26 protein-coding genes, 1 tRNA gene and 1 other annotated feature are annotated in these 23,863 nt (G+C 35.1%); of the genes, 11 read left to right on the forward strand and 16 right to left on the reverse strand.

The features are described 5' to 3' along the window. Positions 1-164: 164 nt before the first annotated feature. The 5 genes from G6534_RS08740 to G6534_RS08760 all read right to left on the reverse strand — a co-directional run bounded on the left by G6534_RS08740 (position 165) and on the right by G6534_RS08760 (position 3,768). Entirely contained in the window at positions 165-710 is a 546-nt protein-coding gene (locus G6534_RS08740; RefSeq protein ID WP_059074613.1) for an ABC transporter permease, read from the reverse strand. Then, on the reverse strand, positions 707-1,612 hold the full coding sequence (locus G6534_RS08745) for an ABC transporter ATP-binding protein (RefSeq protein ID WP_182082597.1): 906 nt from the start codon (positions 1,610-1,612) through the stop codon (positions 707-709). The genes G6534_RS08740 and G6534_RS08745 overlap by 4 nt, the downstream gene beginning before the upstream one ends. Beyond that, positions 1,612-1,821, reverse strand: a complete 210-nt coding sequence (locus G6534_RS08750; RefSeq protein WP_059074615.1) for a PLDc N-terminal domain-containing protein — start codon at positions 1,819-1,821, stop codon at positions 1,612-1,614. The genes G6534_RS08745 and G6534_RS08750 overlap by 1 nt, the downstream gene beginning before the upstream one ends. Continuing rightward, a complete protein-coding gene (locus tag G6534_RS08755) occupies positions 1,814-2,944 on the reverse strand; it encodes a helix-turn-helix domain-containing protein (protein WP_059074616.1) in 1,131 nt (376 codons plus the stop codon). The genes G6534_RS08750 and G6534_RS08755 overlap by 8 nt, the downstream gene beginning before the upstream one ends. 158 nt (positions 2,945-3,102) lie before the next feature. Beyond that, positions 3,103-3,768 carry a CPBP family glutamic-type intramembrane protease gene (locus G6534_RS08760; protein WP_059074617.1) on the reverse strand — a complete coding sequence of 222 codons (666 nt, stop codon included), beginning with the start codon at positions 3,766-3,768 and terminating at the stop codon, positions 3,103-3,105. Positions 3,769-4,214: 446 nt separating this feature from the next. On the opposite strand from G6534_RS08760, the gene G6534_RS08765 reads away from it, so the two are divergent. Further along, entirely contained in the window at positions 4,215-5,288 is a 1,074-nt protein-coding gene (locus G6534_RS08765) for an acyltransferase (RefSeq protein ID WP_059074618.1), read from the forward strand. 44 nt (positions 5,289-5,332) lie between these two features. On the opposite strand, the gene G6534_RS08770 is transcribed toward G6534_RS08765, so the two are convergent. The 4 genes from G6534_RS08770 to G6534_RS08785 all read right to left on the reverse strand — a co-directional run bounded on the left by G6534_RS08770 (position 5,333) and on the right by G6534_RS08785 (position 9,193). After that, on the reverse strand, positions 5,333-7,177 hold the full coding sequence (locus tag G6534_RS08770; RefSeq protein WP_182082598.1) for a collagen-binding domain-containing protein: 1,845 nt from the start codon (positions 7,175-7,177) through the stop codon (positions 5,333-5,335). Positions 7,178-7,492: 315 nt separating this feature from the next. Then, positions 7,493-8,362, reverse strand: coding sequence for a DegV family protein (locus G6534_RS08775; protein ID WP_059074620.1), 870 nt, complete (start codon positions 8,360-8,362; stop codon positions 7,493-7,495). 182 nt (positions 8,363-8,544) lie between these two features. Then, positions 8,545-8,618 (reverse strand) — tRNA-Thr (locus G6534_RS08780). 53 nt (positions 8,619-8,671) lie between these two features. Further along, positions 8,672-9,193 carry a DUF308 domain-containing protein gene (locus tag G6534_RS08785; protein WP_182082599.1) on the reverse strand — a complete coding sequence of 174 codons (522 nt, stop codon included), beginning with the start codon at positions 9,191-9,193 and terminating at the stop codon, positions 8,672-8,674. Positions 9,194-9,321: 128 nt separating this feature from the next. Between G6534_RS08785 and G6534_RS08790 the strand changes: the two genes are divergently transcribed. Further along, the gene (locus G6534_RS08790; RefSeq protein ID WP_059074622.1) at positions 9,322-9,972 is read left to right on the forward strand and encodes a metal-dependent transcriptional regulator; all 651 of its coding nucleotides are present in this window, start codon (positions 9,322-9,324) and stop codon (positions 9,970-9,972) included. 44 nt (positions 9,973-10,016) lie between these two features. Here G6534_RS08790 and G6534_RS08795 read toward each other — a convergent pair whose 3' ends face one another. From G6534_RS08795 to G6534_RS08810, 4 genes are read right to left on the reverse strand one after another with little or no spacing between them, the layout of a single operon-like run. Then, entirely contained in the window at positions 10,017-10,802 is a 786-nt protein-coding gene (locus G6534_RS08795; RefSeq protein ID WP_059074623.1) for a DUF975 family protein, read from the reverse strand. A 59-nt stretch (positions 10,803-10,861) separates the two neighbouring features. Continuing rightward, positions 10,862-11,794 (reverse strand): DUF4097 family beta strand repeat-containing protein, encoded by a 933-nt coding sequence (locus tag G6534_RS08800; protein WP_059074624.1) that lies wholly within the window; start codon positions 11,792-11,794, stop codon positions 10,862-10,864. Then, positions 11,787-12,449 (reverse strand): DUF1700 domain-containing protein, encoded by a 663-nt coding sequence (locus tag G6534_RS08805; RefSeq protein WP_059074625.1) that lies wholly within the window; start codon positions 12,447-12,449, stop codon positions 11,787-11,789. The genes G6534_RS08800 and G6534_RS08805 overlap by 8 nt, the downstream gene beginning before the upstream one ends. Next, entirely contained in the window at positions 12,439-12,756 is a 318-nt protein-coding gene (locus G6534_RS08810; RefSeq protein WP_059074626.1) for a PadR family transcriptional regulator, read from the reverse strand. Before G6534_RS08810 ends, G6534_RS08805 begins: the two co-directional genes overlap by 11 nt. A 150-nt stretch (positions 12,757-12,906) precedes the next feature. Beyond that, positions 12,907-13,127, forward strand: a binding site (T-box leader). A 150-nt stretch (positions 13,128-13,277) separates the two neighbouring features. Between G6534_RS08810 and G6534_RS08815 the strand changes: the two genes are divergently transcribed. The 3 genes from G6534_RS08815 to G6534_RS08825 are packed head-to-tail and all read left to right on the forward strand — an operon-like array spanning position 13,278 to position 15,452. Then, positions 13,278-13,931, forward strand: a complete 654-nt coding sequence (locus G6534_RS08815) for an amino acid ABC transporter permease (RefSeq protein ID WP_059074627.1) — start codon at positions 13,278-13,280, stop codon at positions 13,929-13,931. A gap of 12 nt (positions 13,932-13,943) precedes the next feature. Further along, a complete protein-coding gene (locus G6534_RS08820) occupies positions 13,944-14,582 on the forward strand; it encodes an amino acid ABC transporter ATP-binding protein (RefSeq protein WP_119317247.1) in 639 nt (212 codons plus the stop codon). An 18-nt stretch (positions 14,583-14,600) separates the two neighbouring features. Beyond that, positions 14,601-15,452 (forward strand): amino acid ABC transporter substrate-binding protein, encoded by an 852-nt coding sequence (locus tag G6534_RS08825; protein ID WP_059074628.1) that lies wholly within the window; start codon positions 14,601-14,603, stop codon positions 15,450-15,452. A 33-nt stretch (positions 15,453-15,485) separates the two neighbouring features. On the opposite strand, the gene G6534_RS08830 is transcribed toward G6534_RS08825, so the two are convergent. Continuing rightward, on the reverse strand, positions 15,486-16,427 hold the full coding sequence (locus G6534_RS08830) for an ADP-ribosylglycohydrolase family protein (protein WP_059074629.1): 942 nt from the start codon (positions 16,425-16,427) through the stop codon (positions 15,486-15,488). 409 nt (positions 16,428-16,836) lie between these two features. Here G6534_RS08830 and G6534_RS08835 point away from each other — a divergent pair, with 409 nt between their 5' ends. The 6 genes from G6534_RS08835 to G6534_RS08860 all read left to right on the forward strand — a co-directional run bounded on the left by G6534_RS08835 (position 16,837) and on the right by G6534_RS08860 (position 21,842). Beyond that, positions 16,837-17,310, forward strand: a complete 474-nt coding sequence (locus tag G6534_RS08835) for a nucleoside 2-deoxyribosyltransferase (RefSeq protein WP_059074630.1) — start codon at positions 16,837-16,839, stop codon at positions 17,308-17,310. 11 nt (positions 17,311-17,321) lie between these two features. Further along, positions 17,322-17,873: a TetR/AcrR family transcriptional regulator gene (locus tag G6534_RS08840; protein WP_057812555.1), complete on the forward strand. Its 552-nt coding sequence runs from the start codon at positions 17,322-17,324 to the stop codon at positions 17,871-17,873. Positions 17,874-18,027: 154 nt separating this feature from the next. Beyond that, on the forward strand, positions 18,028-19,209 hold the full coding sequence (locus G6534_RS08845) for a CynX/NimT family MFS transporter (protein ID WP_182082600.1): 1,182 nt from the start codon (positions 18,028-18,030) through the stop codon (positions 19,207-19,209). A gap of 49 nt (positions 19,210-19,258) precedes the next feature. After that, entirely contained in the window at positions 19,259-19,912 is a 654-nt protein-coding gene (locus G6534_RS08850) for an HAD hydrolase-like protein (RefSeq protein ID WP_059074632.1), read from the forward strand. Positions 19,913-20,021: 109 nt separating this feature from the next. Beyond that, positions 20,022-20,471, forward strand: a complete 450-nt coding sequence (locus G6534_RS08855) for a hypothetical protein (protein WP_059074633.1) — start codon at positions 20,022-20,024, stop codon at positions 20,469-20,471. Positions 20,472-20,630: 159 nt separating this feature from the next. Next, positions 20,631-21,842, forward strand: a complete 1,212-nt coding sequence (locus tag G6534_RS08860) for an MFS transporter (RefSeq protein WP_182082601.1) — start codon at positions 20,631-20,633, stop codon at positions 21,840-21,842. A gap of 57 nt (positions 21,843-21,899) precedes the next feature. Here the strand turns inward: G6534_RS08860 and G6534_RS08865 are convergent, their stop codons facing one another. Together G6534_RS08865 and G6534_RS08870 are read right to left on the reverse strand one after the other, a co-directional pair. Continuing rightward, entirely contained in the window at positions 21,900-22,694 is a 795-nt protein-coding gene (locus G6534_RS08865) for a hypothetical protein (RefSeq protein WP_235586363.1), read from the reverse strand. Positions 22,695-22,706: 12 nt separating this feature from the next. After that, positions 22,707-23,828, reverse strand: a complete 1,122-nt coding sequence (locus G6534_RS08870; protein ID WP_059074634.1) for an AI-2E family transporter — start codon at positions 23,826-23,828, stop codon at positions 22,707-22,709. Positions 23,829-23,863: the final 35 nt, after the last annotated feature.

The following is a 23,863-nucleotide window of genomic DNA, read 5'->3' on the forward strand; positions in this document are numbered from 1 at the left end:
TAATCGAGATAGCTAAAACTACTATCGTCGCCACAATACTGATCCAAATGGCTGGATAAATATGAGATATTTTTTCTGTGCCTTTGACTAAATCCAAATTATCACTGACCAATGATATCGGATTATACTTCTGTAATTTTTCAAACATATTCACTAGCATCAAACTAATGAACATAATTACTTTTGCTTAGTGTTGAACCAAAAATCACCACTGCAACAAACAATAATCCAAAAACTAATAAAGGCCACATCCCTGTCCAAATGTTAGGACTTTTATCATCTGGAAAATAATACGCCGTATAACCCCAGTTGATCAAAAAAGCAACAATTACTGCTAGACACCATTGCAACATGGCAACGACATATTTGGCAATAACTATGGCATACCGTGGTAATCCTTTTGTCACCAAATTAACCAAAGTTCCTTTAGATATCTCATTACTGATAGTTCCACTAAAAATAACTGCTAAAATAAAAATCCCAATTTGGGTCATGTTTTTAAAATACTGTTGCCACGCTTCAACACTAGTAGGATCAGGCATTTTGATAGTCATCTGACTAGTCGAAGCCATCTTTAAAATATCCGGTGTTAACTTAGCCATCAATGGTCCCTCAATCCCAAAGACTATGAAGATTGCTGCAATAATCAATAAATGGTAATTACGCCATGATTCCAATAGTTCTTTACGCATAAAAATCCAAATTTTCATTGAGTTACCTCCGTAAAGATATCTTCCAGACTAGTGGTTTGCCTACTCATAGAAATTGGTACTAAGTCGAACTTTAATAGCTTTTCCAAAATAGATTTAGCACTTTTCTGATACGAACCATGATAAACAATGGTCAGTTGCGTGTTGTTTTGAAGCGCTTGTTGATTTAATGCAACATTGGCTTTTTGAGCTGAATTTTTTGAGTCAAAGTTCAAAACTATTTGTGGTTTAGCATAGTCGTTTTTTAAATTATCGAGCGTATCGTTTACTTTTAAAATCCCATCATCGAGTATGCCTACACGGTCACTGATTCTTTCAACATCACTCAAAATATGCGTTGAAAAGATAATCGTCGTTTCGCCACGTAAGCTTGCCAACAAAGCTAAGAATTCACTTCGACCAATCGGATCAAGGGATGAAGTTGGTTCATCGCAAATTAGTAATTTGGGCTGATTCAATAATGCTTGAGCAATTCCTAAACGTTGCTTCATTCCCCGAGAAAAGCCACCAATCCTTTTCTTATTAACTGGTAAATCAACTGTTTTCAAAAGCTTCGTAATACGATTTGGTAGCTCTTTTTTAGGAATGTTAGTCAAACGCCCACAGAGTGTTAAGTATTCACTTGGATTCATGTAATCATAGTATTCAGGAACATCTGGCAAATAACCAATCACTTGATTAGTAAGCGAATTTCCGTAACGAACCTTTTTATCATTAACTTCGATATACCCTGAGTCAATAGTTTCCAATCCTAAAATCATTCTCATCGTAGTAGTTTTACCAGCACCATTTTCACCAACAAAACCAAAGATTGAACCTTCCGGAATGGAAAAATCTAATCCTTTGATGATTTCCTTATCACCAAAGCTTTTTTTGACGTTGTGTAATTCCAAAATCGACATTATTCATTCTCCCTGCCAACTAATAAATAAACGACGGCACCAATTGGTTGGAATAATAAAACCAGAATTATCCACAGAATCCTATTTCCAAAACGGTATTTTTGATGCTTGAAAATATGGACCAACGCCACGATATCTAAAATCAATTCCAAAATTATTAGTGGAATAAATAGTGGTAAATTATTGAAAAAAATGTCTGGATTATTCATCGCCCAAATTCTCCTTTATTCTGTTTAAATGATCAAAAATTTCTTTAAACTCTTTATCATTTTGATATGACATAAAAATTGGATTCTGAGTAATCATCGTCACGAAATCAGTTTTTAATTGTTGTTCACTTCGAGGCAAATTATCACCTAAATCAGTCTGTTTTAACCAATCATCTATTTGATCAAAATACTTATCTCCATGCTGTTTGAGTGGAAACTTAACATTTTTCAAGAGTTCAACATACTCAGACAAACACTGCTTGACCATTTCATCATTCTTAACTTGAGCAAAACCAAACGCTGCTGAAGTCAAAAAATTGATTACAATAGTTGGATTTAATTTTTTAACAGAAAAAGCTGCAATTATTTGTTGTCCACGTTGATAAGTAGCTAAAAATCTCTGAGGTTGATTAACAACTAATTGTAGATAATTAGTTAACTGACTCATCATGACGGCAATGTATTGAAATAAAGCACTCTGCGTTGTCGCCACAGCCTTGTCATTCTCACCCTTTAATTGATAGGCCCAAGCTATCAAACTTTCTACTGGATAATATTCGGGCACATATTGACCTAATTTTTGTAAAACTTCATCTGGCTTTTGCAAAATCAATGAACAATAGGCTGAGAAGTTTTTAGCCTTTGCCAAAAGCTCTGGGTCATTTGATATTTCAGAAACATGTTGAAAAAGATCTTGGGCTTGGGTTAAATATTTTTCGGTTTTATTTTTCTTGTCGTCGCCAGGAAACAAATCTCCATGGTTAACTAAGAATTGACCCATTTCTAAAATTAACGGTGCACAAGAATAATAGCGATGAATGATTTCTTCAAATGATTTGTAAACTTGTTCAGGTGAATTATCTTTAAAGGAATTGGCTAAAGACTGATAAATTTCTCTAATTTGTTCAGCGGATAAATTATTACTGTAACTCAATAACTGATCCACTGTGATATCAAAATAGCTTGCTAATAAAGGCAACAATGTTATATCCGGATACGTTTGCCCTTTTTCCCATTTGGAAACTGAAGCCTTAGATACACCAACGAAATCGGCTAATTGTTGCTGCGTGACTTGCTTTTCTTTGCGTTTTTGCAAAATAATCTTACTCATATCCAATTTCATCTCTATCACCTCTTGTAATAATTATATTGGGTTAATTATGTTTAGTATAGCGATACTTAGTTAACTCTAGATGGTATTTATCAACTTTCACGATACTTTTAAAAATAAAAAAAGCCTAATGCCATAGTTTCAAACTACGACATTAGACCCATCTATATTTAAATAATAATTGTTCCTACTGCTGCACTAACCATAGCTACAAAGATAGCCATCTTTTCATCCTTAGTGTACAAGTATGTCAAAGCATAGCACCAACCTAAGGCCATCATCATAAAGAATTGCAATACAGAACCAGGTAAACTGATTAAGCCAGCAATGACTCCACTCAATAGAATTCCCATAATGGCACTGTAAGCCGAACTCTTTCTAAAGAAATAATTGAAGAAAAATCCGGTTTGCACTAGTTGTTGCTGAATCGTTATAACAAAAACATTTGCAACCATATTAAAGACAAAAACGCTTTGCTCGGCACTTGAAACATCATCATTAGCAAACTTAGGCAATTTACCGGAAATTTGCAAATAACTGACCATGATCCGCATTAAGCAAACCAAAATTATCATCAAACTGACCAATCCAGCATTAGATAATAACGAATATACGAAACCATCAGCTGTATCGGAAAACGATTTTTCTTCTCGAATATATTTTCTAATCATCAAAAATAGCGTAATTAATCCAACGACAAAGAAGGCTATCATGATTGGCATGTCCAATCCTTTGCTATTTGCCGCATTATTTTTCAACATCAATGTTACGATGGAAAATGCTATCCATATTAAATATCTGACAAAATCTGTTCCTGGAGATTCTCCTACGCGCATAATAACTTCTTCCAATCAATAATTTTACTTTGTCATTATATCATACGCCAATACTTCATTTTCTTCTTGTTTTCAACTATTATTAATAGAGTATTTAGGTTTGGCGTTAGATGTAATTAAGATGCCGTCGTCCGTTCGGCCCTGGAAAACGCTGGAACGCTGTGGGCACGACTTGGAGCCTTTGCTAAGCCCAAGTTCGGGCAAAGTCTTCAAGATCGACCTTTCACTAGGCAATAAATTGCCAAGTGAAATTTCACGGCTGAGCATTTTCCAGGGCTCTCACTCCCGACTAGATAGTGGATTTTAACTATATTTCAATTAACTTTAATTCAATACTATCAAGCTAAAGAAACGAAATCTAGTCGGCAGCGTTCCAGCTACCCACGGAAATTTTACGGACGACGGTATCTTAATAACCAAACCTGCATTTGGAGGGATTTTTTTTTATGAATAAGAATCATCGGATTTTTTATTTAGATTTTATCCGTGTTATTGCCATTCTCTTAGTGGTCTTTATCCACGTTTCTGCTATTGATACTACTTTGAATGTTGGCAGTGGACAATGGCAGATCACTAAAATTTTAAATTACTTTGCCCATATCAGTGTTCCTGTTTTCTTCATGATTTCTGGATCACTGCTGCTCAATAGTAAAAAAACGACTTCTTTAAGCTATACTTGGAAAAAAAGAATCCCGCATGTGGCCATTCCCTTTATCATGTGGTCAATAATTTCACCTATCGTTGTTGGAATTTATGCACATTCGTTATCATTTAAAAATGTAATGAGCGTTGTCAAAACTATTCTTTATCAACCAACTTCTCCAACACTTTGGTTCATGTATCCACTTGTGGGAATTTATATTCTTTCTCCGGTAATCAGAACTTTTGTTGAACACGCTTCTAATGAAATGTTGATTTATGTTACGGGGATTTGGTTAGTTACTTGCTCATTATTACCATCGCTTGCTGTGATGTTGCCCAAAGATTACACAAAAATCTTGACTCTATCACCAGTAGCTAACTTCTTCTTAGTTGGGGGATTCACAGGATACTTTATCCTTGGTTATTTATTAACAAAACTAAAAGTTGAAAAAGCCAATAATCTTGTTTTAATTGCCATTTTCCTAATTGCTGGTTTGGGTGGTAATTTCATTTCTGAAGCTGTTCCTAAAATTTTTGACAGCAATAACGGCTACTACGTCACTTCAATCTACATCCCTATCATGTCAGTAGCTGCTTTTATACTTCTACAAAAATGGGGCAGTAAAATCAAATCCAACATTACAATTAAGACTTTTGAATTCTTATCACCACTAGTATTCGGAGTTTACTTGATCCACAATTTATTGATCTTGTTCATTGAACCCTGGTTCATGAATCACATTGCTATTCATGGATTAACTGCTACTTTCTTGAGATACATCGTTGTCTTAATTTTATCAATCATTATCATTTGGATTCTAAATTGGATTCCCGGTATCAATTATTTGCTAACTGGTAATTCTAAAAAGCGCAAATAAAAAACCTTCACGAATTAATCGTGGAGGCTTTATTTATATCTAATTTAATCTTCTTTTTTAACTCTAGTAAATTTCAAAATTGCACCAAAGGCTGCCAAGATAACGCCTAGAATTGTTGCAAGAATACCAGTTGTTTCACCAGTTTGTGGTAGTTTTCCTGTAGTTCCTGAATCTGAACTTGAGCCTTGTGACTCAGTAATGTTACTGCCAGCAACACCAGGTAATAATCCTTCAGAATTTCCTTCTGAACCACCGTTTGTAATAGTATTGCCATCACCATCTAATAGTCCATCAGTTCCTTCTTCTCCGGCTTCTTCTCCTTCTTCAGACTCGTTAGATTCATCAGAACCATTATTTTCTTCCTCTGAACCTTCATTATCCTCGTCTTCGTCGTCTTTATCTTCTTCGCCATTATCATCAGTATCTGGCTTTTGACCTTCTGAACCGCCATCAACTTCGATCAAATCACCAGTGTCAGGGTCAATATCTTCTTCCTCTTCTTCTTCATCAGGGTTTTCGATATTGCCACCGTCGTTTTCGTCACCTTTTCCTTCATCTGGTAATCCATCAGGAAGTTCACCAGGAATTGTTACAGGTCTTTCGAATTCAGTTTCTGTAGCGTTATCGTCTTGAAGATCCCATCTGTGAGTTTCGGCGTTGACGATTACTTTGTCAGCTACAATATTACCATCAAGGTTAGCATCAGCTATCACAGTTGCCTTTGGAGCCAAAACACTGCCTTGGAATGGACGTTTAACATCGATTGTTCCTGTGTACAAATTATCACTAGCTGTGCTGTCATAGAAGTTCCATAGCAAGTGGTTGTCATCAAAGTATTCTGTTTCCTGATTAGGACGATCCTTTTGATTGGCATCAGCACCTTCACCATCGTTAAAGGTCAATTTAACTTGTGAATTAACATCATATGGATCTTGACCTTTTGTATCAACATTAATTATGATACTTGTTCCACCTTTATCAGCAGATAAACCGGTAATGTAAATTGGGGTATCAGTATTTAAAACATCAGCATCTAAATTGATAATGATTTGATTGTTTTCATTAGGGTTGTAATCCTCTAAGTTGATAACTCGTTGGTTACGATCTGGAAAATCACTATTTTGAACCGATACAGTTGGTTCCATATTAGAAAGTGTATTTGATTTACTCTCTAATTGTGAGAACTGTGAACCAAAATCAATATATGTATTACCATTCTTATCTTGATACGTTTCATCTTTAGTCAAGTGATCAATGTTAGTTCCATCAACCTTAGTCCGAGTCGTATCAGTAACATCAATATCATTACCTTCGCCGAAAACAACCTTATTAGTACGATCAGCATTCCCTTGGACAAACGAACTTGAAGCAATAGCATTGTGATTTTGAACATAAGAAATATCTTTATTCAAATAACCTTCACGAATATTTGTACCAAAATTAACGTTTCCGTTTAAAGTACCAACAGCTAAATTACCATTAGTATGAGCATTCAAAGTTGCTTCATTGGCAAAAATATGGAAATTTGATGCATAACCTAATTGATTACTATTTTCATTACTAAAGTCATCACTAACACTTCCACCATCTTGAACATCATCATTTACTGATTGAGTAACCGCTGTTTGAGATTGTGTTGTACTTTGTGTTGTTGCTGCACTATTTGTATTACTTGTTGCTTGTGCTGAACCTTGAGTTGTCGCAGTACCACTTGTAGTATCTGCTGTTTGCGATGCAGTTGAGTTATCGCTTACAGAAGTACTATTAGTGAAACCATTATTGACAGTAGTTGCGGCATCAGCTTGGGTTGTCGTTGACATTCCCATCAAAACTGCTGCACTTACAGCTACACAAGATAAAGCCCATTCTTTTCCCTTTTTCATTAACATAATTAACTAAATCTCCCTCTTCAATTTAGAATAATTATTATCTATTGGTAATAAATCAGGTAATAATATTACATATGAAAATTATTACGCTACTCCAAAATATTGTCAAATTAATATCGGATTATAATCCTATAACTTATTTATTACAGAAGTGTTAAAGAAAAGATTGATTTAACAACATTACTAAGCTTTTATACAAAAATAGAAAAGTTTACTTTTGTATGATTTCTTTTTTGCTTTTTGACAAATAAAAAGCCCAATTCCTAGGAATTGAACTTTCTTGAATTATTTCATAAATAGTCACGGGGAGAAAAATTATTGTCGATTGTCAGAACCCATAGCAAAAACTGCTACACAACCAAAACCTGTATGACTAGAAATCGTCATACCAATTGGATAAATCTGAATATCAGCTTCAGAAATCGACTCCTGAATTTTATTTTTAACAACTTGAGCGGCATCGTAATCGCCACTAGTTGTGATGATAATTGGTTGATCAATATCATTTTGAATTGCCGGAATTACTTTGTTGGCCAAATCTAAAAGTGATTTTTTACGTGTTCGAGTTTTTTCGATCATACGTAACTTACCATTAGGATCAACATCTAAGATAGGTTTTACTTTTAAAAGCGTACCCAAAGTCGCTGAAGTGTGAGAAATTCGGCCACCATGATATAAATAATTTAAATTATCGACAGTAAACCATTGTTGAAGCCGTAATTTATTATTATTGAACCATTCCACTAACTCCTGCAAATTCTTGCCGGCCTTTTGAAGTCTGATTGCTTGCAAAACTAACAGACCTTCACCACCACTGGCAGCAGCTGTATCAACAATTTCTATTGTTGCTTCTGGAAATGATTCTAATAAGATATCCTTAGCTTGTTTAGCACTAGAAAGGGAACCGCTCAATCCACCAGAAAAGCCAATATAGACGATTGGTGTTTTCTTTTCTACGTAAGGTTTAAAGAATTCCACATACTCACCAATATTAACTTGTGTAGTAGTTGGCATGATTCCCTGTTGAATCTTTTGGTAAAATTCTTCAATATCATAACTTTGACCAAAATCATTGTAGATATCTTCAGCACCAATTTTTGTATGGAAGCAGATTGCATCAACATTGCTATCCTTCAGTGTTGCCAAAGGTAGGTCGCATTCTGAATCCGTTAAAATTTGATACATAGTCTACCCCCTCAAATTAAATAATGACTTACTTTATTTAAGTCACCGATTAATAATACCATTAATTTTAATTCTGTAAACTACGTAATCTAGTTTTTAAAACTATATACATATTAATTAATTATTATTAATTTTTTGAATAAAAAAACAGCTGTACGAAAACGTACAACTGCCATATATACAGCCGTCTATCGGATTTGAACCGACGACCCCCACCTTACCATGGTGATGCTCTACCTATCTGAGCTAAGACGGCATTAACACTCCCTACATTTTAGCAAACTTAGATACTGTAGAGAATGCTTTTAATTAAAATGCTTCAATAATTTCGGCTACTCCTGTGGCAAAGAAGAAAAAGGCTAATAGGAAAACAATGAAGTCTCCTGCCAAAACTGGATTGAACAATAGAATAATCGCAAACAAGAGATTTAATCCCGCCAAAATCACGATCAACCAATAGTACTTTTTACCGAAGAAATGGTAAAAGCGTGCGGTAAAAATTTGGAAAGCCGCATCCAACAAGAACCAAATTGAAAACATATAAATGATTGCGATAACCCCTACATTTAAGTGGGCAATAAAAATAATACCGATAATAATATTCACAATGGCTGAAAAAATTGTCCAACCACTTCTAACACCCAAGAAGCGTGTCATTTGAGAGCCAAACCATAATTGGTAAACCCCTCGTAAAATTATAAAAAAGCCAAAAATTCCGGCAATGGTCGATAAACTTTTTAGCGGATACCACATTACTAAATAGCCCGCATACAAAGAAATCAAGCCAATGATAAAACCAAACCAATCAAAATGGCGTTTTGGTTCACTCATACATATCTTCCCCTTCTCAAATTCTCAATCACATATTTATTTTAACATTAAGCAATATCAAAGTTGAATGATATGCGCTATAATAGAAGGGCTAAGAATATTATTAGGCTAAACGAAAGGTTGTAAAATTGTCCCCTAACAAAGAAAATTATTTAAAAACCATTTATGAATTGAATTATGACTTCACAAAGATCACTAACAAACGTATTTCAGAAATCATGAATGTGTCCGCTCCATCTGTTACCGAAATGCTGAATGCTTTAGCAAGTGAAGGCTATTTAACACATTCCCCATACAACAAAATTGTCTTAACACCTAAGGGAAATAAAGTTTCTGAAAAACTAGTTCGTACACATAGACTTTGGGAAGTATTTCTTAATCAATGTCTCAAATACCCAGTCGACAATGTTCACCACAACGCTGATGCGCTAGAACATGCTTCTGACGACGATTTGATTGATCACTTGAATGATTTCCTTGATCACCCTCAACGTTGTCCACATGGTGGAATTATCCCTGGAAACGGTCAAGGTGAAACTGATGCTGATGATAAATTGCTCAGTATGATTCCCGACGGAACTAAGGTTCAAATTGTCCGTGTATCTGATAACTATGACTTTCTTCAATACTTTGGTAGTTTAAATCTCGAAATTGATGATACGATCGAAGTTATCAAACATGAAAAATTCGACAATTCATTAGTTGTAAAAAAAGCAGATGGTTCTAACTTAACAATTGGTGCTAAGGCCATCGATTATATTTTTGTTGAAACACGATAAAAAAATAATCCCCAGTGTGAATTAATCACATTGAGGATTATTTTTTATTTCTTACGATTATTTTCCAAAACCCTTTGATAGAAAATAGCCATTGTTAATTGTTCATATGGTTGTAGCCAAATCGATAATAATTCATGTGTTAAAGCATTTAAAATTTCCCAGAAGAAAAATTCAAGACAAAGTGAGAAATAAGCCCACTTGTATCCACGCATTAAAACTGAACTACGACTAAAACTGGAAAAAGCCATACGCAAAGTCCATTTATTTTGATCAGCCACATCATCCTTAAAAATAAAAAAGGCCTGTGAAAAGATCATCAAGAACCAAATACCAGGAATAATATACAACATTAATCCTGCTTCTAAGAATAGTCCGAATAACGCCGTTATAAACAATAGTGGAAAGAAATAACGGCCTGAAAAAGCTTGTAAACTACCTTTTAAAGCATTGATTTGATAATCAGGATTACGCAATTTATCGATCAAAGTATACGAAACGCCGACACAAACCATAATAAAGAAAAACATAAAAGCATAGACAACAACACTCGTTTCAGGAGTCAGTGTCAACATAAATTGATTAGCCGAACTAGGATCGTTAGCCATGCTGGCAGATATTTCTGATAGTCGTTGACTTGCTTGAGATGGATCAGCTAGATTGACATTCAAGTTAGCCATCCACGTCGTGTAAATTTTGGTTCCAAAGTACACTGCCAAAAATCTCAAAAGAATTGGAACGACATTAAGAGAAATGTTCCCCTTAATATCTTTGCGAAAAGCTCTGTGGGCCTCACGTCTGATCTCCAAGGCAGATATTCGATTATTATTCATCTATATCCCTCACAATTACAATAACGCCATTATAACAAAGATAATTACTAGCTACTAATTTACTTCATTGTAATTGAGCCTTTGGTTGCTTTGACACTCAATAAATTACTTGCATCAACTTTATTTTGATATTCGTGACCATAATTCTTATCCATAACTCTGACTACGCCATCCGCTGTAGTTAAATCTAAACCATCAGCTGTAACGTCACTACCAGTAAAGTGTCCATTGCTGAAGAGGCGGAAATCATTTTTATTCATAAAAACTACTTTATCCATCGTAATACGACTGTGATTGGCCAAAGAATTCATCGTATCTAAATTAGATTGTTTAACTTTTAACGTTGATTCATTTAAATTAATACTCGTTTTAACTAAAGTAGAATTTTTCATAATCACATCCGAATATTGACTTGCTACCAAGGTCATATTATTAATTTTTGAATTAGCAACATTAAATGTAGCGTCATACAGGTTGATTTTTTCTAAATTATTTATCGTTGCATCGGTAATGTAAAGATTTGCATCATAATCCATATCTTTAGCCGTTTTGACTAGATTATTTATCGTTACATCATTGATGTTCACCGTTCCATTAGCCAAACGTAAATTAACATTATCAAGAGTTTTATTCATTGGAATCGTAATAGTTACCTTAACGTGGCCTAAAACATTAACTCCAACATGCTTGTTATTCTTTTTACCATTGATAGTTAAAGTATCTTTTTTCACCTTATACGAAGGAGCTTGAGACTTATCTCCATCGATATGGATTTTATAACGGTCACCTAATTTGAAATTAACATTGGCGTCCTGACCTTCGACGTAAACATTTTTAAAATTATTCAATGGATAAGTTTCATCCACTTTTTGCGCTACTTTAAATCCGTGATCCCACACTACTGAAGTATTGGCTCCCAAAAGAATTCCACCAAGCAAAAGGATTCCACCGATAATCAATAAATAAAAACCCGTTACAAAATACTTACGCATTAGTTTTCTCCCCCTTCATTGGTGTCTTACGACCATACAAAAGTTTCTTACCTAACCAGCGGAAGAAGACTACCACTACACTAAAGCACCACTTAATTAGCGCTATAACGATAGGAATCAAGAAAAAGTCTACTCCTAAAATCAACAATCCAACACCGACAAAAAAGATAGTTGTCGCAAATGACTGAAAAATCACTGCTAAACCAACAAAAATGGATCCAACGCCAAGTACTACAGACATTGCTAGAAGGAATAAGAATAGCAATACCATGAAAATTACCATACCGAAAAACAAAAGTAGTAATGGAATTAAAATGATAGCAATCATAATAGCTACTGGTGAAGCCATCAAAGCTAAAATAACTAAACCAATCATTTTCAAATTACGTGAAGCTCGTTCATTACTAGTAATTTGACCATTATTGATATTTTGATAATTTTCCTCAGACATCTTAATCGAATAATCAGCCAAAACCTTTCGAGCTAAATGCTTTGGTGTACCTAATTCATTGATAATTTTATCTGAAGTTTGTAAATCTGCATCAATCATGTATTCGCGATAAAATTCAATGACATCATCTTGTTCTTTTTCATCTAGTTGATGTAAATAAATTCTGAATTCATCAATGTACGAATCTATTGCTTTATTCTTCATTTTTCCCCTCCAAGATAGCATCTGTGGCTGCCTTTAATTCCTGCCAGTTGACTTTGATTTGTTCTAAATGTTCTTTTCCTAAATCTGTTATTTGATAATAGCGACGATTTCTACCCTCGTATGCCTCATCGTATGTGCTCAACCACTCTTCCTTTTTTAAACGTCGAAGAATAGGATACATCGTTGACTCTGAAATTGGAAAACTCTTCCTAATTTCTCTAGTAATTGCATAACCGTAGTAATCTTGCTTAGTTAACAGAGCTAAAACTGAACCTTCAAGAATCTCAGTTGAAACTTGAATTGCCATATTATCTCCTCATTTCTCAATACTATACGTCATATAATATCATTTCAGTAACAATATATTATAAATAACATCATATGTCAATTTTTAATAAATAAAACTTGACATTATTTATTTTAGGCCGTACGATAGTTGCAACATTTATAACAAATATAAAAAACGACGACAGAAGAGTAACTGAGTTAACTAGTCCAGAGAATCAACGGTGGTGCGAGTTGATCTAGTCCTTGGCGAAACACATCTGTAAGTTGAATGATTGAATCAAGTAGGTCATTTCGGTAGCACCGTTAAAGCTGAAGTTATTGTAACTTCGTGAGCCTAATATCGTGAGGTATTGGGAACCAGAGGTGGAACCGCGAATATTCGCCCTCTTAGTCTTTTGACTAGGAGGGTATTTTTTTACAATAACTTCTTGAGGTTAGTACCGTGAGATACTAACGAACTCGAGGTGGAACCACGTCAAGACGTCCTCTAGCTATATGCTAGTGGGCGTTTTTTTATATTTGAAAAAGGGGAGAGATATTATGATGAATTACATTTTTGAAATTTTACCGTCACTTCTAAGTGGTACGGTAATGACTTTGAAAGTTTTCTTCTGGACACTTGTTTGTTCATTGCCATTAGGAGTTTTGGTATCACTAGGACGCAGCTCCAAATTTAAACCACTCAGTTGGATCATTTCTTTTTACATCTGGGTTATGCGGGGAACTCCTTTACTACTGCAATTAATTTTTGTTTTCTATGGCTTACCTAACATGCCATTTGCACATATCGTTTTTGAAAGATACGATGCCGCATTGTTTGCCTTCATTCTTAACTACACTGCTTACTTCGCTGAAATCTTCCGTGGTGGTTTTTCAACCGTCAGCAAGGGACAATTCGAGGGTGCTAAAGTTCTCGGACTCAGTTATTGGCAAACGATTCGTAAAATCATTATTCCTCAAGTTGTCAAAATCGTCTTACCTTCAATTGGTAATGAAGTCATCAACTTGGTTAAGGATTCGTCCTTAGTTTACGTAATCGGTTTAGGCGACTTGCTTCGTGCCGGAAATATTGCCAGTTCACGTGATGTTACCTTACTTCCTTTAGTCTTAGTTGGTATCATCTACTTACTATTAACTCTAATTTGTACTTGGGTACTAAAAATTCTAGAAAAACGTTTCAGTTATTATCGTTAGGAGAGAGAAAATATGTTGAAATTAAATAATATTACTAAAAGCTTTGATGGCAAGACCATCTTAAATAATCTAAATCTCGAAGTTAAAGATAATTCAATCTTAAGTATCGTTGGACCTAGTGGTGCTGGTAAAACTACTCTCTTACGTTGTATCGCCGGACTAGAAAAAATCGATTCTGGTAGCTTTATTCTCAACGATAAACCATTTGATCCCTTCGACGAATCAGTCAAAGAACGTGTTGTTGGCGTTGTCTTCCAAGATTTCAATCTCTTCCCTCATCTATCCGTTATGGAAAACGTTGCTTTAGCTCCACAAATGGTCCTAAAACAAGACAAACAAACCGTCCAAAAAAATGTCGATGAACTTTTAGCACAATTAGGTTTAACTAGTCTCAAAAATCAATATCCTTTCGAGCTATCTGGTGGTCAAAAACAACGTGTTGCTATTGCTCGTGCTTTAGCCATGAAACCTCAAATTCTCTGTTATGACGAACCAACTTCAGCGCTAGATCCAAGTCTTCGTGACACCGTGGCCCAAGTTATTTTGGACTTGAAAAAAACCGGCATCACTCAAATTGTCATCACCCACGATCCTGACTTTGCCAAAAAGATTGCTGATCAACTACTAGAAGTAAAACCATTGAACAATTAATCATAGGGGGATTAAATTATGAAGAAAAAAATATTACTATTCATGACCTTCTTAGCCTTCTTTGGTTTATTAGCTGGTTGTAGTGACAACAAGAAGTCAGTAGCCCAACAAGCTAATACGACTGATACTTGGTCATCTATCAAAAAAAGAGGTCGTGTCATCATCGGATTGGACGATACCTTCGTTCCTATGGGCTTTCGTCAAAAGAACGGTAATTTGGTTGGATATGATATTGATTTAGCCAAAGCTGTTTTCAAACAATACGGTATTAAGGCTGATTTCCAACCCATCGATTGGAATATGAAAGAAACTGAATTAAGAAATCGAACAATTGATTTGATCTGGAACGGTTATACGATTACACCGGCTCGTAAGAAACAATTGATGTTCTCGCGTCCTTACATGGCTAACCGTCAAGTCTTGGTAACCAAAACTAACCAAAATATCACTTCATTTAAGGGTATGAAAGGTAAAACTCTCGGAGCTCAAACAAGTTCCTCTGGTGCTAGTTTGTTAGACGAACATCCTGCAATGTTAAAAAACTACATCAAAAATAAGACTCCGGTACTTTACGATTCTTTCAACAACGCTTTGATGGATCTGGACGCCAACCGAATTCAAGGTCTTTTAATCGATAGTGTCTATGCTGGTTACTATATTAGTAAAGAAAAGAATCCTGACTCATATCGTATTACTAGCGGTGGTTTTACAGGTGAAGATTTCGCCGCCGGTATGAGAAAAGGTGATAAAACTTTGAAGAAGAAAATTGATCAAGGTTTACAAAATTTGGCCAACACTGGTGAATTACAACAAATCAACAAAAAATGGTTTGGTAATTCCGATAATTCATTAATTCAACCTGAAAAATAAAAAAAATCGTCAGAATTTAAACTGACGATTTTTTTATGATTTTGTGGTTTCTTTTTTAGCAAATGGCTTAATAAATTTATCTAATAGTGGTTTATTCTGTAATTGGCTCTTCCATTCATCATTGATATGATCACTCAAGTTTTCACAACTAGCTAATGTAGCAGTAATACTTGCAATCGTATCAGTATCTTCGCCTAAATTAACTGCTAAAATCACTGCTCCGTCAATACTAGTAGAGTTTAAAACACTCCAGATACTGGCTAACAATGTATCTACAACGTAACCGGTAGATTTAATATCTTTGCGTAAAGTTGTAGCAAATCCTGGTTGGAACATTGCTTCAAAATAAGGCAATTCTTTTAGCTCACTAGGACGATTTTCTAAAGCCTTCGTAAGCTGATTAGGTAAAGTATCTAAGGTGGATAATAATGAATGACCATTTAATAAACTATGAATAATTTCTAAATAAATATAGCTAGCAACAATGCTTCGTGGATGACGATGCGTCAAACTAGTGTACTCTCGTTCTAATTGGAGACGTTGATCTAAATTAGATTCATTAACTAAGTCAATTGCCAATGGTGCTAGACGCATTAATGCTCCATTACCATTTGCTTCCACGCTTTTATCCCCAGATTCTAAAGCTGGATAATGATTAACTGACCAATTACGCAAAGCCTTAGCACAAGTGTTACCAATTCCAAATGCTACTCCATTAGGCGTATATTCGTTGTGAAACATATAATTGACGAACTTTTGCATCAATTCATCATAACTTTGACCAGCAGTTAAATTCTCCAATAACGGTAAGGTAAATGATGTATCATCAGACCAACTCCCTTTTGGCTGTTCCCAAGTACCCGTAGTCATTGAATCGATATAATATGAATCTCTCTTATCAAATTCAACTGGAACTCCCAAGGCATCCCCAACTACGCCAGCATAAAGAATATTCTCAATTTGGTACGCTTGCATTTAATTCATCTCCCATCAAAAAACTGAGACTAAATTCTAGCCTCAGTTTAATTTTTCTACATATTAAGAATACTACATTTTTTCCCATCTATAAGCACGTTTAATCCTAAAAAATTAAAAGAAGAACCGCTAAAAGAATCCCGAATGCGGCTAACCAACTGACTTTTTTCTTGTCATTGTTGGTTCTTGGTAATTTTTTATTCATAAGCATTGCCTCCATGCCCTAGAAAAGTTATATCATCTTATGAATCAAATGAAAAGGCTTTTTTGACAATTTGAGCAATTATTATTTTAGGATTTTGTAGATTATTAAGGAATTAATATCGTTCTTTAAAAACGATTTCATGAGCATTCTCCGAACATTTCAGTATAATTAAAGTATAAACATAAAGGAGTTATTACTAAAACCATGGAAAAAAAGAATCGTGTTTACTTAGCAGGTCCATTTTTCAGTGATCAACAAGTCAAACGTTTAGACGACGTTCAAGCTCTCTTAGAACAAAATCCTACTATTGGTGACGTCTTCCGTCCTGGCAAGCATGCTTATGATGCAGCCGAATTTGGTTCATTTGAATGGCAAACAGCTGTCTTCAAACATGATATTAACAATATTAATGTTTCGGATGTAGTCGTTGCAATGTTAGACTATAAAATAGAAGAAAACGAGTTTGAACCAGACTCTGGAACTGTTTGGGAATGTGGCTATGCATCAGCTCACAATATTCCGGTTATTGGCGTTAGAAACATTGATGATCAACCACTTAACTTAATGTTGGCTGCCAGTTTAACTGCTTTCTTTAATGGTTCTGAAAATATCAAAGAGATCAAGGATTATGATTTTAATTCATTGATGACTCGTTATGAAAATGTAAAAGTGTTCTAGGAGGAACAAAAATGTCACAAGTAACACAACGAACAGAAAAATCGATTATCACAGCGATGATTTCCCTACTTCAAAAGAAACCATTCGAAAAAATCACTGTTGGTGATATTTGTGACGAGGCTCTAATTAACCATAGTACCTTCTACCGCTACTTTAGTGATAAATATGAATTGCTCCATTCAGTCTTTTCTTACTTATTAGATGATTTGATCAACAACACTTCCAATGCGAAAACGATTGTCTATCAAATTGCTGATTTCATGGAAAAGAATAGCAATTTTATCCACCATATTTCTCCACAATATCAAACGAAGGCAAATCTCTATCCTGAGTTTAGAAGTATTCTCCAAGATATTGTTAAAACTAAAAGTAAAGATCCTAACAGTCAAAAAGATCCTCTGATCAAAATGATTACTGAATCAGATGCACCTGAATTAATGATCAGTTTTATTGTTGGTGGTTTGATTGGATTAGTTGAATATTTAGAAGATAATGATTTTAAAGTTTCTCGAACTAAATTTATTGAATTTACTGAGAATTTCTTTGCTAAATGGTCTAAATAAGATTATTTTTAAGCCTCATCAAGATGATTAACTCATTTTGATGAGGCTTTTTGTTTGTTAGTATTTATCTTGCCGTCCTCCACGGCAAAGCAAATTTGGCACAACCTTTTATTAGGTTTAAAATTAAATTAATATCAAACACTTGGGAGAAATTATGAAAGCATCCACAAAAATCAATAAATCGTGGTTCTTATTTGGCATGATGTTAATTGCCGCTAACTTAAGATTACCAATTACCATGATTCCACCACTACTCAGCACGATTGAAAAAAATCTCGGCATTCCTAAATCTTTGGCCGGACTTATCACATCAATTCCACTGGTTACCTTCGCCTTGATTTCACCAATTATCGTCAAAGTTGCCAAGAAACTCGGTAATGAATTGACGGTTTTCTTATTTTTTATATTATTAATTATCGGTAGTTACTTACGTGTCATCCCTACAATTGGAGCTCTGATGTTTGGAACTTTTCTAGTCGGAGTTGGTATCGATAGTGGGAACGTTTTGGTCCCAGCAATGATTAAGGATCACTTACCTAATCAAATTCCTTTGGGAACTAGTCTGTATACGATGTCGATGCTATTGATTGGTGCAATCGGAACGGCTTTGGCTGGAGTATTAATTACCAAAATCAGTTTACAACTTACCTTAATGATTTTATCAATTGCAGCTATTATTGCTCTGGTTTTTTGGATACCTAATTTACGCTATAATCAACGGGACACCTCCAGCACTAAACATGTCACTTACCGTAGTGTTTGGAACCAATCACTTGGCTGGTTGATTACTGCTTTTTTTGGCTTTCAATCACTAGTTTATTATTCATTCGTCACTTGGTTGCCTTCAATGCTAGAAAGCCACGGTACCAGTGCTATTTTAGCTAGTAATTTATTAACCGTTTTGCAATTGAGTGGCTTGCCTTGTTCATTTATTGTTCCTTATTTTTCAACCAAAAAACACGGTTTCAAACATTTATTGATCATGTTAACGATCGGTTATGCTATTGCTCCGCTTGGGTATTTATTCCCTACTGGCAATTTGATTTTTCTAAGTATCGTAACAGTTGTGACGGGTTTTGGTTCGGGAATTGCTTTCAACATGGCAGTAATTTTCTTTACCGAAAAAACGACCAATCATTACCAAACTGCTGAGGTATCAGGCATGGCACAATCAGCTGGATATCTATTGGGCGCTATTGGTCCAGTCTTATTTGGATACTTGGAAAACGCCTTGAGTTCTTGGAATTTAGTTCTGGGGATTTTAGTTTTAGTATCCGTCCTACTCGTTTTATCTGGAATTTTAATTGCCCATCACCAACCTATTGCAGAACAATAATTATTCTGTATTATAATTAAATAATATTAATCATTGAGGAGAAAAATTTATGAAGAATTTGTTTTTTGATTTTGATGGTACGATTGCTAATACCCAAGAGGGTATTGTCAATGCTCTAGAATATATGGTCAACGACTTGAAGATGGAACACCTCGGTGTCGATACTTATAAGAAATTTATCGGGCCATCTCTAGTCGACAGCCTTGAGAGATTTTATCCTGACTTTCCTAAGGCTCGCTATCAAGAAGCAGTCAAATCTTTCCAAAGTTACTACAATACTAAAGGCGTCTATCAACTAGAATTATATCCTGGTATGAAAGACATGCTACAAGAGCTAAAAGATGCAGGCTATAACCTTTATATTTCATCAGTTAAAACAGAATCTATGCTAAAAATTCTCATTCCGCATTTAGGTTTGGACAATTATTTTGAAGGATTTTATGGTCAATCCGAAGACGGACTCACTCGTAATACTAAACCAGCCATTCTTAAGTACGGTCTTGATGACAGTAAATCTGCTGCTGAAGATTCCATTATGATTGGTGACCGCATGACCGATATGCAAGGTGGAGTTCAAAATGACGTTCACACTTTGGGCATCACATATGGCTTCGGTAATCAGCAAGAATTAAAAGAATCTGGTGCCGATTTAATTGTCGATCACGTTACCGATATTCCTGATGCCGTAAAAAAATTTAAATAATTTAGTTTTTACCCTTGCTATGAAACGGGTTCGATAAGATAACATAATGGTTGTAAAGAGTTAGACATGTCGATACTTGTAAAATAATTATGCAAGGGAGATAACAATTATGTTCAAAATTTTCAGAAAGAACCACACAACCGCAAACATCGAATTAAAAGATAACAATGAAATGAGTGCTTTAAAACTAGCTGCTTCAAAGACTGCTGAAGAGTTCAACGTTGATGAACAAAATATTCAAAGTAGTATTTTTGCTAGTGCTGCCCAAGATGACAATTTCATCGAAAATCGTGCTGTTTTCATGTTCGTTACTAGCGATAAAAAGAGTCGGGCTCACACTATGACTTTGACTTTCAAAGACCCTGTGGCTTGGGGAAATGATAGAACACCAATTGATTACTTGATTGTTGGAATGTTCCCAAGTAATACTTCTCAAAGCGATGTCGATTTTTTGACTGATAAGATAACCAACACTTTGCATGAAAAAGCTGACCAATTGGATGACATTAAGTTCAATGGCAGCGAATTGAATAAATTGAATCAATCATTTACAGACTAAAAAAATTAGCTAGTTGATAAAAACTTATCAGCTAGCTTTTTTAATGCCTAAATGTCTACCAACTTTTTGAACGATGGTTGTTTAAAAAAATACCTTGTGCTATTATACATTCAAGCAAAATAAATGATGTCAGTGAGCATCAATTTTGGAGGGAAAAAAATGAAAATAGTATCAAAACAGAACCAGCTCGATAACTACCAAGCTAAAGTAGTTGCTTCGACAGCTTCAGGATTTGGATTGGAAAACATGGACGTAATGTTTTTGTCCTTCGCTCTTTCATCCATCATCGCTGAATTGCATCTTAGCGGCACGCAAGCAGGATTGATTTCAACAATCACTAACATTGGTATGTTATTAGGTGGTATTTTTTTTGGAATTTTAGCCGATAAAATCGGTCGTATCAAAACTTTCAGTCATACAATCTTTATCTTCGCCTTTGCGACTGCAGCAATGTTCTTCGCTCACAATCTTACAGCAATTTATATTTGTCGTTTTATCGCCGGTATCGGTGCCGGTGGTGAATACGGAATCGGTATGACTGTTCTAGCCGAAAGCTTTTCAAAGGAAAAATTAGGTCGCGTTTCATCGTGGGTCGGTATGGCCGGTCAAGTCGGAGCTATCTTTGCTTCACTACTAGCAGCCTTGATCCTACCTACATTGGGTTGGCACGCACTCTTCTTATTCGGTGTCATTCCTGTCGTTATTACCTTCTTCATCAGAAGACATTTAAGAGAAAGTACTGCTTTCACTAATTCCTCCAAAGAAAAACACGGTAACGTTAAGCAACTCTTCGCTACACCTAAGATTGCTTATCAAACCATTGCTTTAATGATCATGGCTATCGTTCAAATCGCCGGCTACTTTGGTTTGATGAATTGGCTACCAACTATTATGCAAAAACAAATGAATTTAACTGTTGGTGCTTCAACTTGGATGATTGCAACAATTCTAGGTATGTGTGCCGGAATGTTAACTTTCGGTTGGATTTTGGACAATTTAGGACCACGTCTAGCCTTCGGAATTTTCCTAGCTGCTTCAGCTATTGGCGTTTATGTTTTAACTCTACCAAGTAACGTCTGGTCATTGATTCTCGTCGGTGCGGTCGTTGGTTACTTCTCTAACGGAATGTTTGCCGGTTACGGTGCCATCGTCAGTCGTCTTTATCCAACGGAGGTTAGAGCTACTGCCAACAACGTCATCATGAATGTTGGTCGTTGTATCGGTGGTTTCTCAAGTTTGGCCATTGGATTCATTCTAGACAACTACAATATCATGACCGTAATGGTCTTCATCTCAACACTTTACATCATCAGTTTGTTAGTAATGTTAACTATCACTAACCTCAAAGCTGAAAATTACAAGAAAATCTAAAAAATTAAAATAGGACATTACTAGAGGTAACTCCCCAGTAATGCCCTATTTTTATCTTTAATGAAACATTCCTAGTATTTTAATTACTAACATAGCAATGACAATACTAATAATTGCATGGATCATAAACAAAATTGAAAATGAAATGAAGTAAACCGAACCACTTATAATAGCAGTTCGGATGTTAAACCAATAAAAAATCGAACCAAAAACTATTAAAACTACTACCCAAGGCAAAATCCCCTTATTCACAGTCATAAAGTCGTTTCTACTCAAATCGTAACCCGTGCTGGCAATCATGATTGTTAACAAAATATACAAAGCTACCATTGTCCAAGAAGCGTTAGCAAAACTGGATTTTAAATTATCCAAAACTGACTCAAAAATCAAACGAAATGACAAAGTAGTATTAGTATCTAGGCCCTGTACTAACGAAGTCACACTGAATTGGGCTTTCAACAAAAATTTCTGTAAAAAATACAACGCCAACGAACACGCATAATACGGCGCCAAACCGATGAAGAAATTACCTAACAATTGATATACATTGCGGTCGTTATAACGGTGGTCAACCGAACCCAAAGATCCCGATTGACGATAATTCAAATTTAACAATTGAACCTTAGTAACTTGATGTCCAAATAAATAAGCAAAGATGGCATGTCCTAACTCATGGATTATCACACCTAGACCACCAACGACTAATTGACTATTATTGCCTAAATTATTAACTAAAGTAATTTTGGAAAGATGTCCTAGCCAAGATGTTAATAAGGACGTCAAATAAGGAACTAATGTAAAAACAGCCACAAAAGTGATTACGAAACCAAAATAACTATCCCACACAATCATTGCACCTCATTTTTATAAATTCGTTTTACTCAAACGACGATTGGCTTCATTTTTAACTAACTTATAAATCGTAGCTGCTACTGGAACGCCCAATAACATTCCTACGATTCCACCTAAGCCGCCACCAACAGTGATAGCACCTAATACCCAAATTCCTGGCAAACCGATTGAAGTACCAACAACTTTAGGATAAATCAAATTACTTTCCAATTGTTGCAATACCAAGATAAAGATGATGAATAAAACAGCGTCAAGCGGCGATTCCACAGCAATCAATAAGAAACCAACCGCTCCACCCATCCAAGCGCCTAGGATTGGAATTAATGATGTTACGCCGACAAATGCTCCAACGGGTAAAGCATAAGGAAATTTGAATAAAACCATACCTAATGAACACAAAGTCCCTAAAATAATGGCTTCTGTAACTTGTCCAACAATAAAACTACTGAACATTTTATTAGTTACTGATAAAACATAATCTGTCTTTTTTAAATGTTCTGGTTTGATAAAAGCACGTCCTGCTTTTCTAAATTGTGCACCCAATTTTTCTTTGGAAGCCAAAATATAAATGGCAAACGTAAAGGCCAAAATAAAATTGAAGAGTCCTTTAGCAAATCCAGTAACTATTTTAATCGAAGAACCAAAGACTCCACCAACGCCGCTAGTTAAGAATTTCATAACTTTACTCTGTACGCTAGTCCAATCAACATTAACTGACTCCAATTGATCCGATATTACTGAATTTTTATTGAGCTTTTCAGCAAAACTTGCTAGGTCACTGAAGATTGAAGGAATCGATTTGAAAAAGTTAGTCAAAGCACTGATAAATTGCGGTAAAACCAATCTAAATACCCCAGCCATGACCAAAATAACAATTAAGAGCGATAGTAAAATCACCCACATGCGCCGTGTCTTTTGAATCCATTTTATTTTAGTGTTAGGAAAGAAATGTTTTTCCAAGCGAACACACAAAATATTGAGTGCATATGCTAAAACGGCTCCTAAAACTAACGGTAAAATTACACTAAACAAATTCAGAGCAATTTTATAAATCTGTACTGGATAGATTATTAAAAACAGTACTAAAACAATGACTATCCCGTATTTGATAATTTGCTTGCGGTTAACATTCATAATTTCTCTCCTAACTATACTTATTGTCTATGATA

The sequence above is a fragment of the Companilactobacillus pabuli genome (assembly GCF_014058425.1).
Taxonomy (GTDB): domain Bacteria; phylum Bacillota; class Bacilli; order Lactobacillales; family Lactobacillaceae; genus Companilactobacillus; species Companilactobacillus pabuli.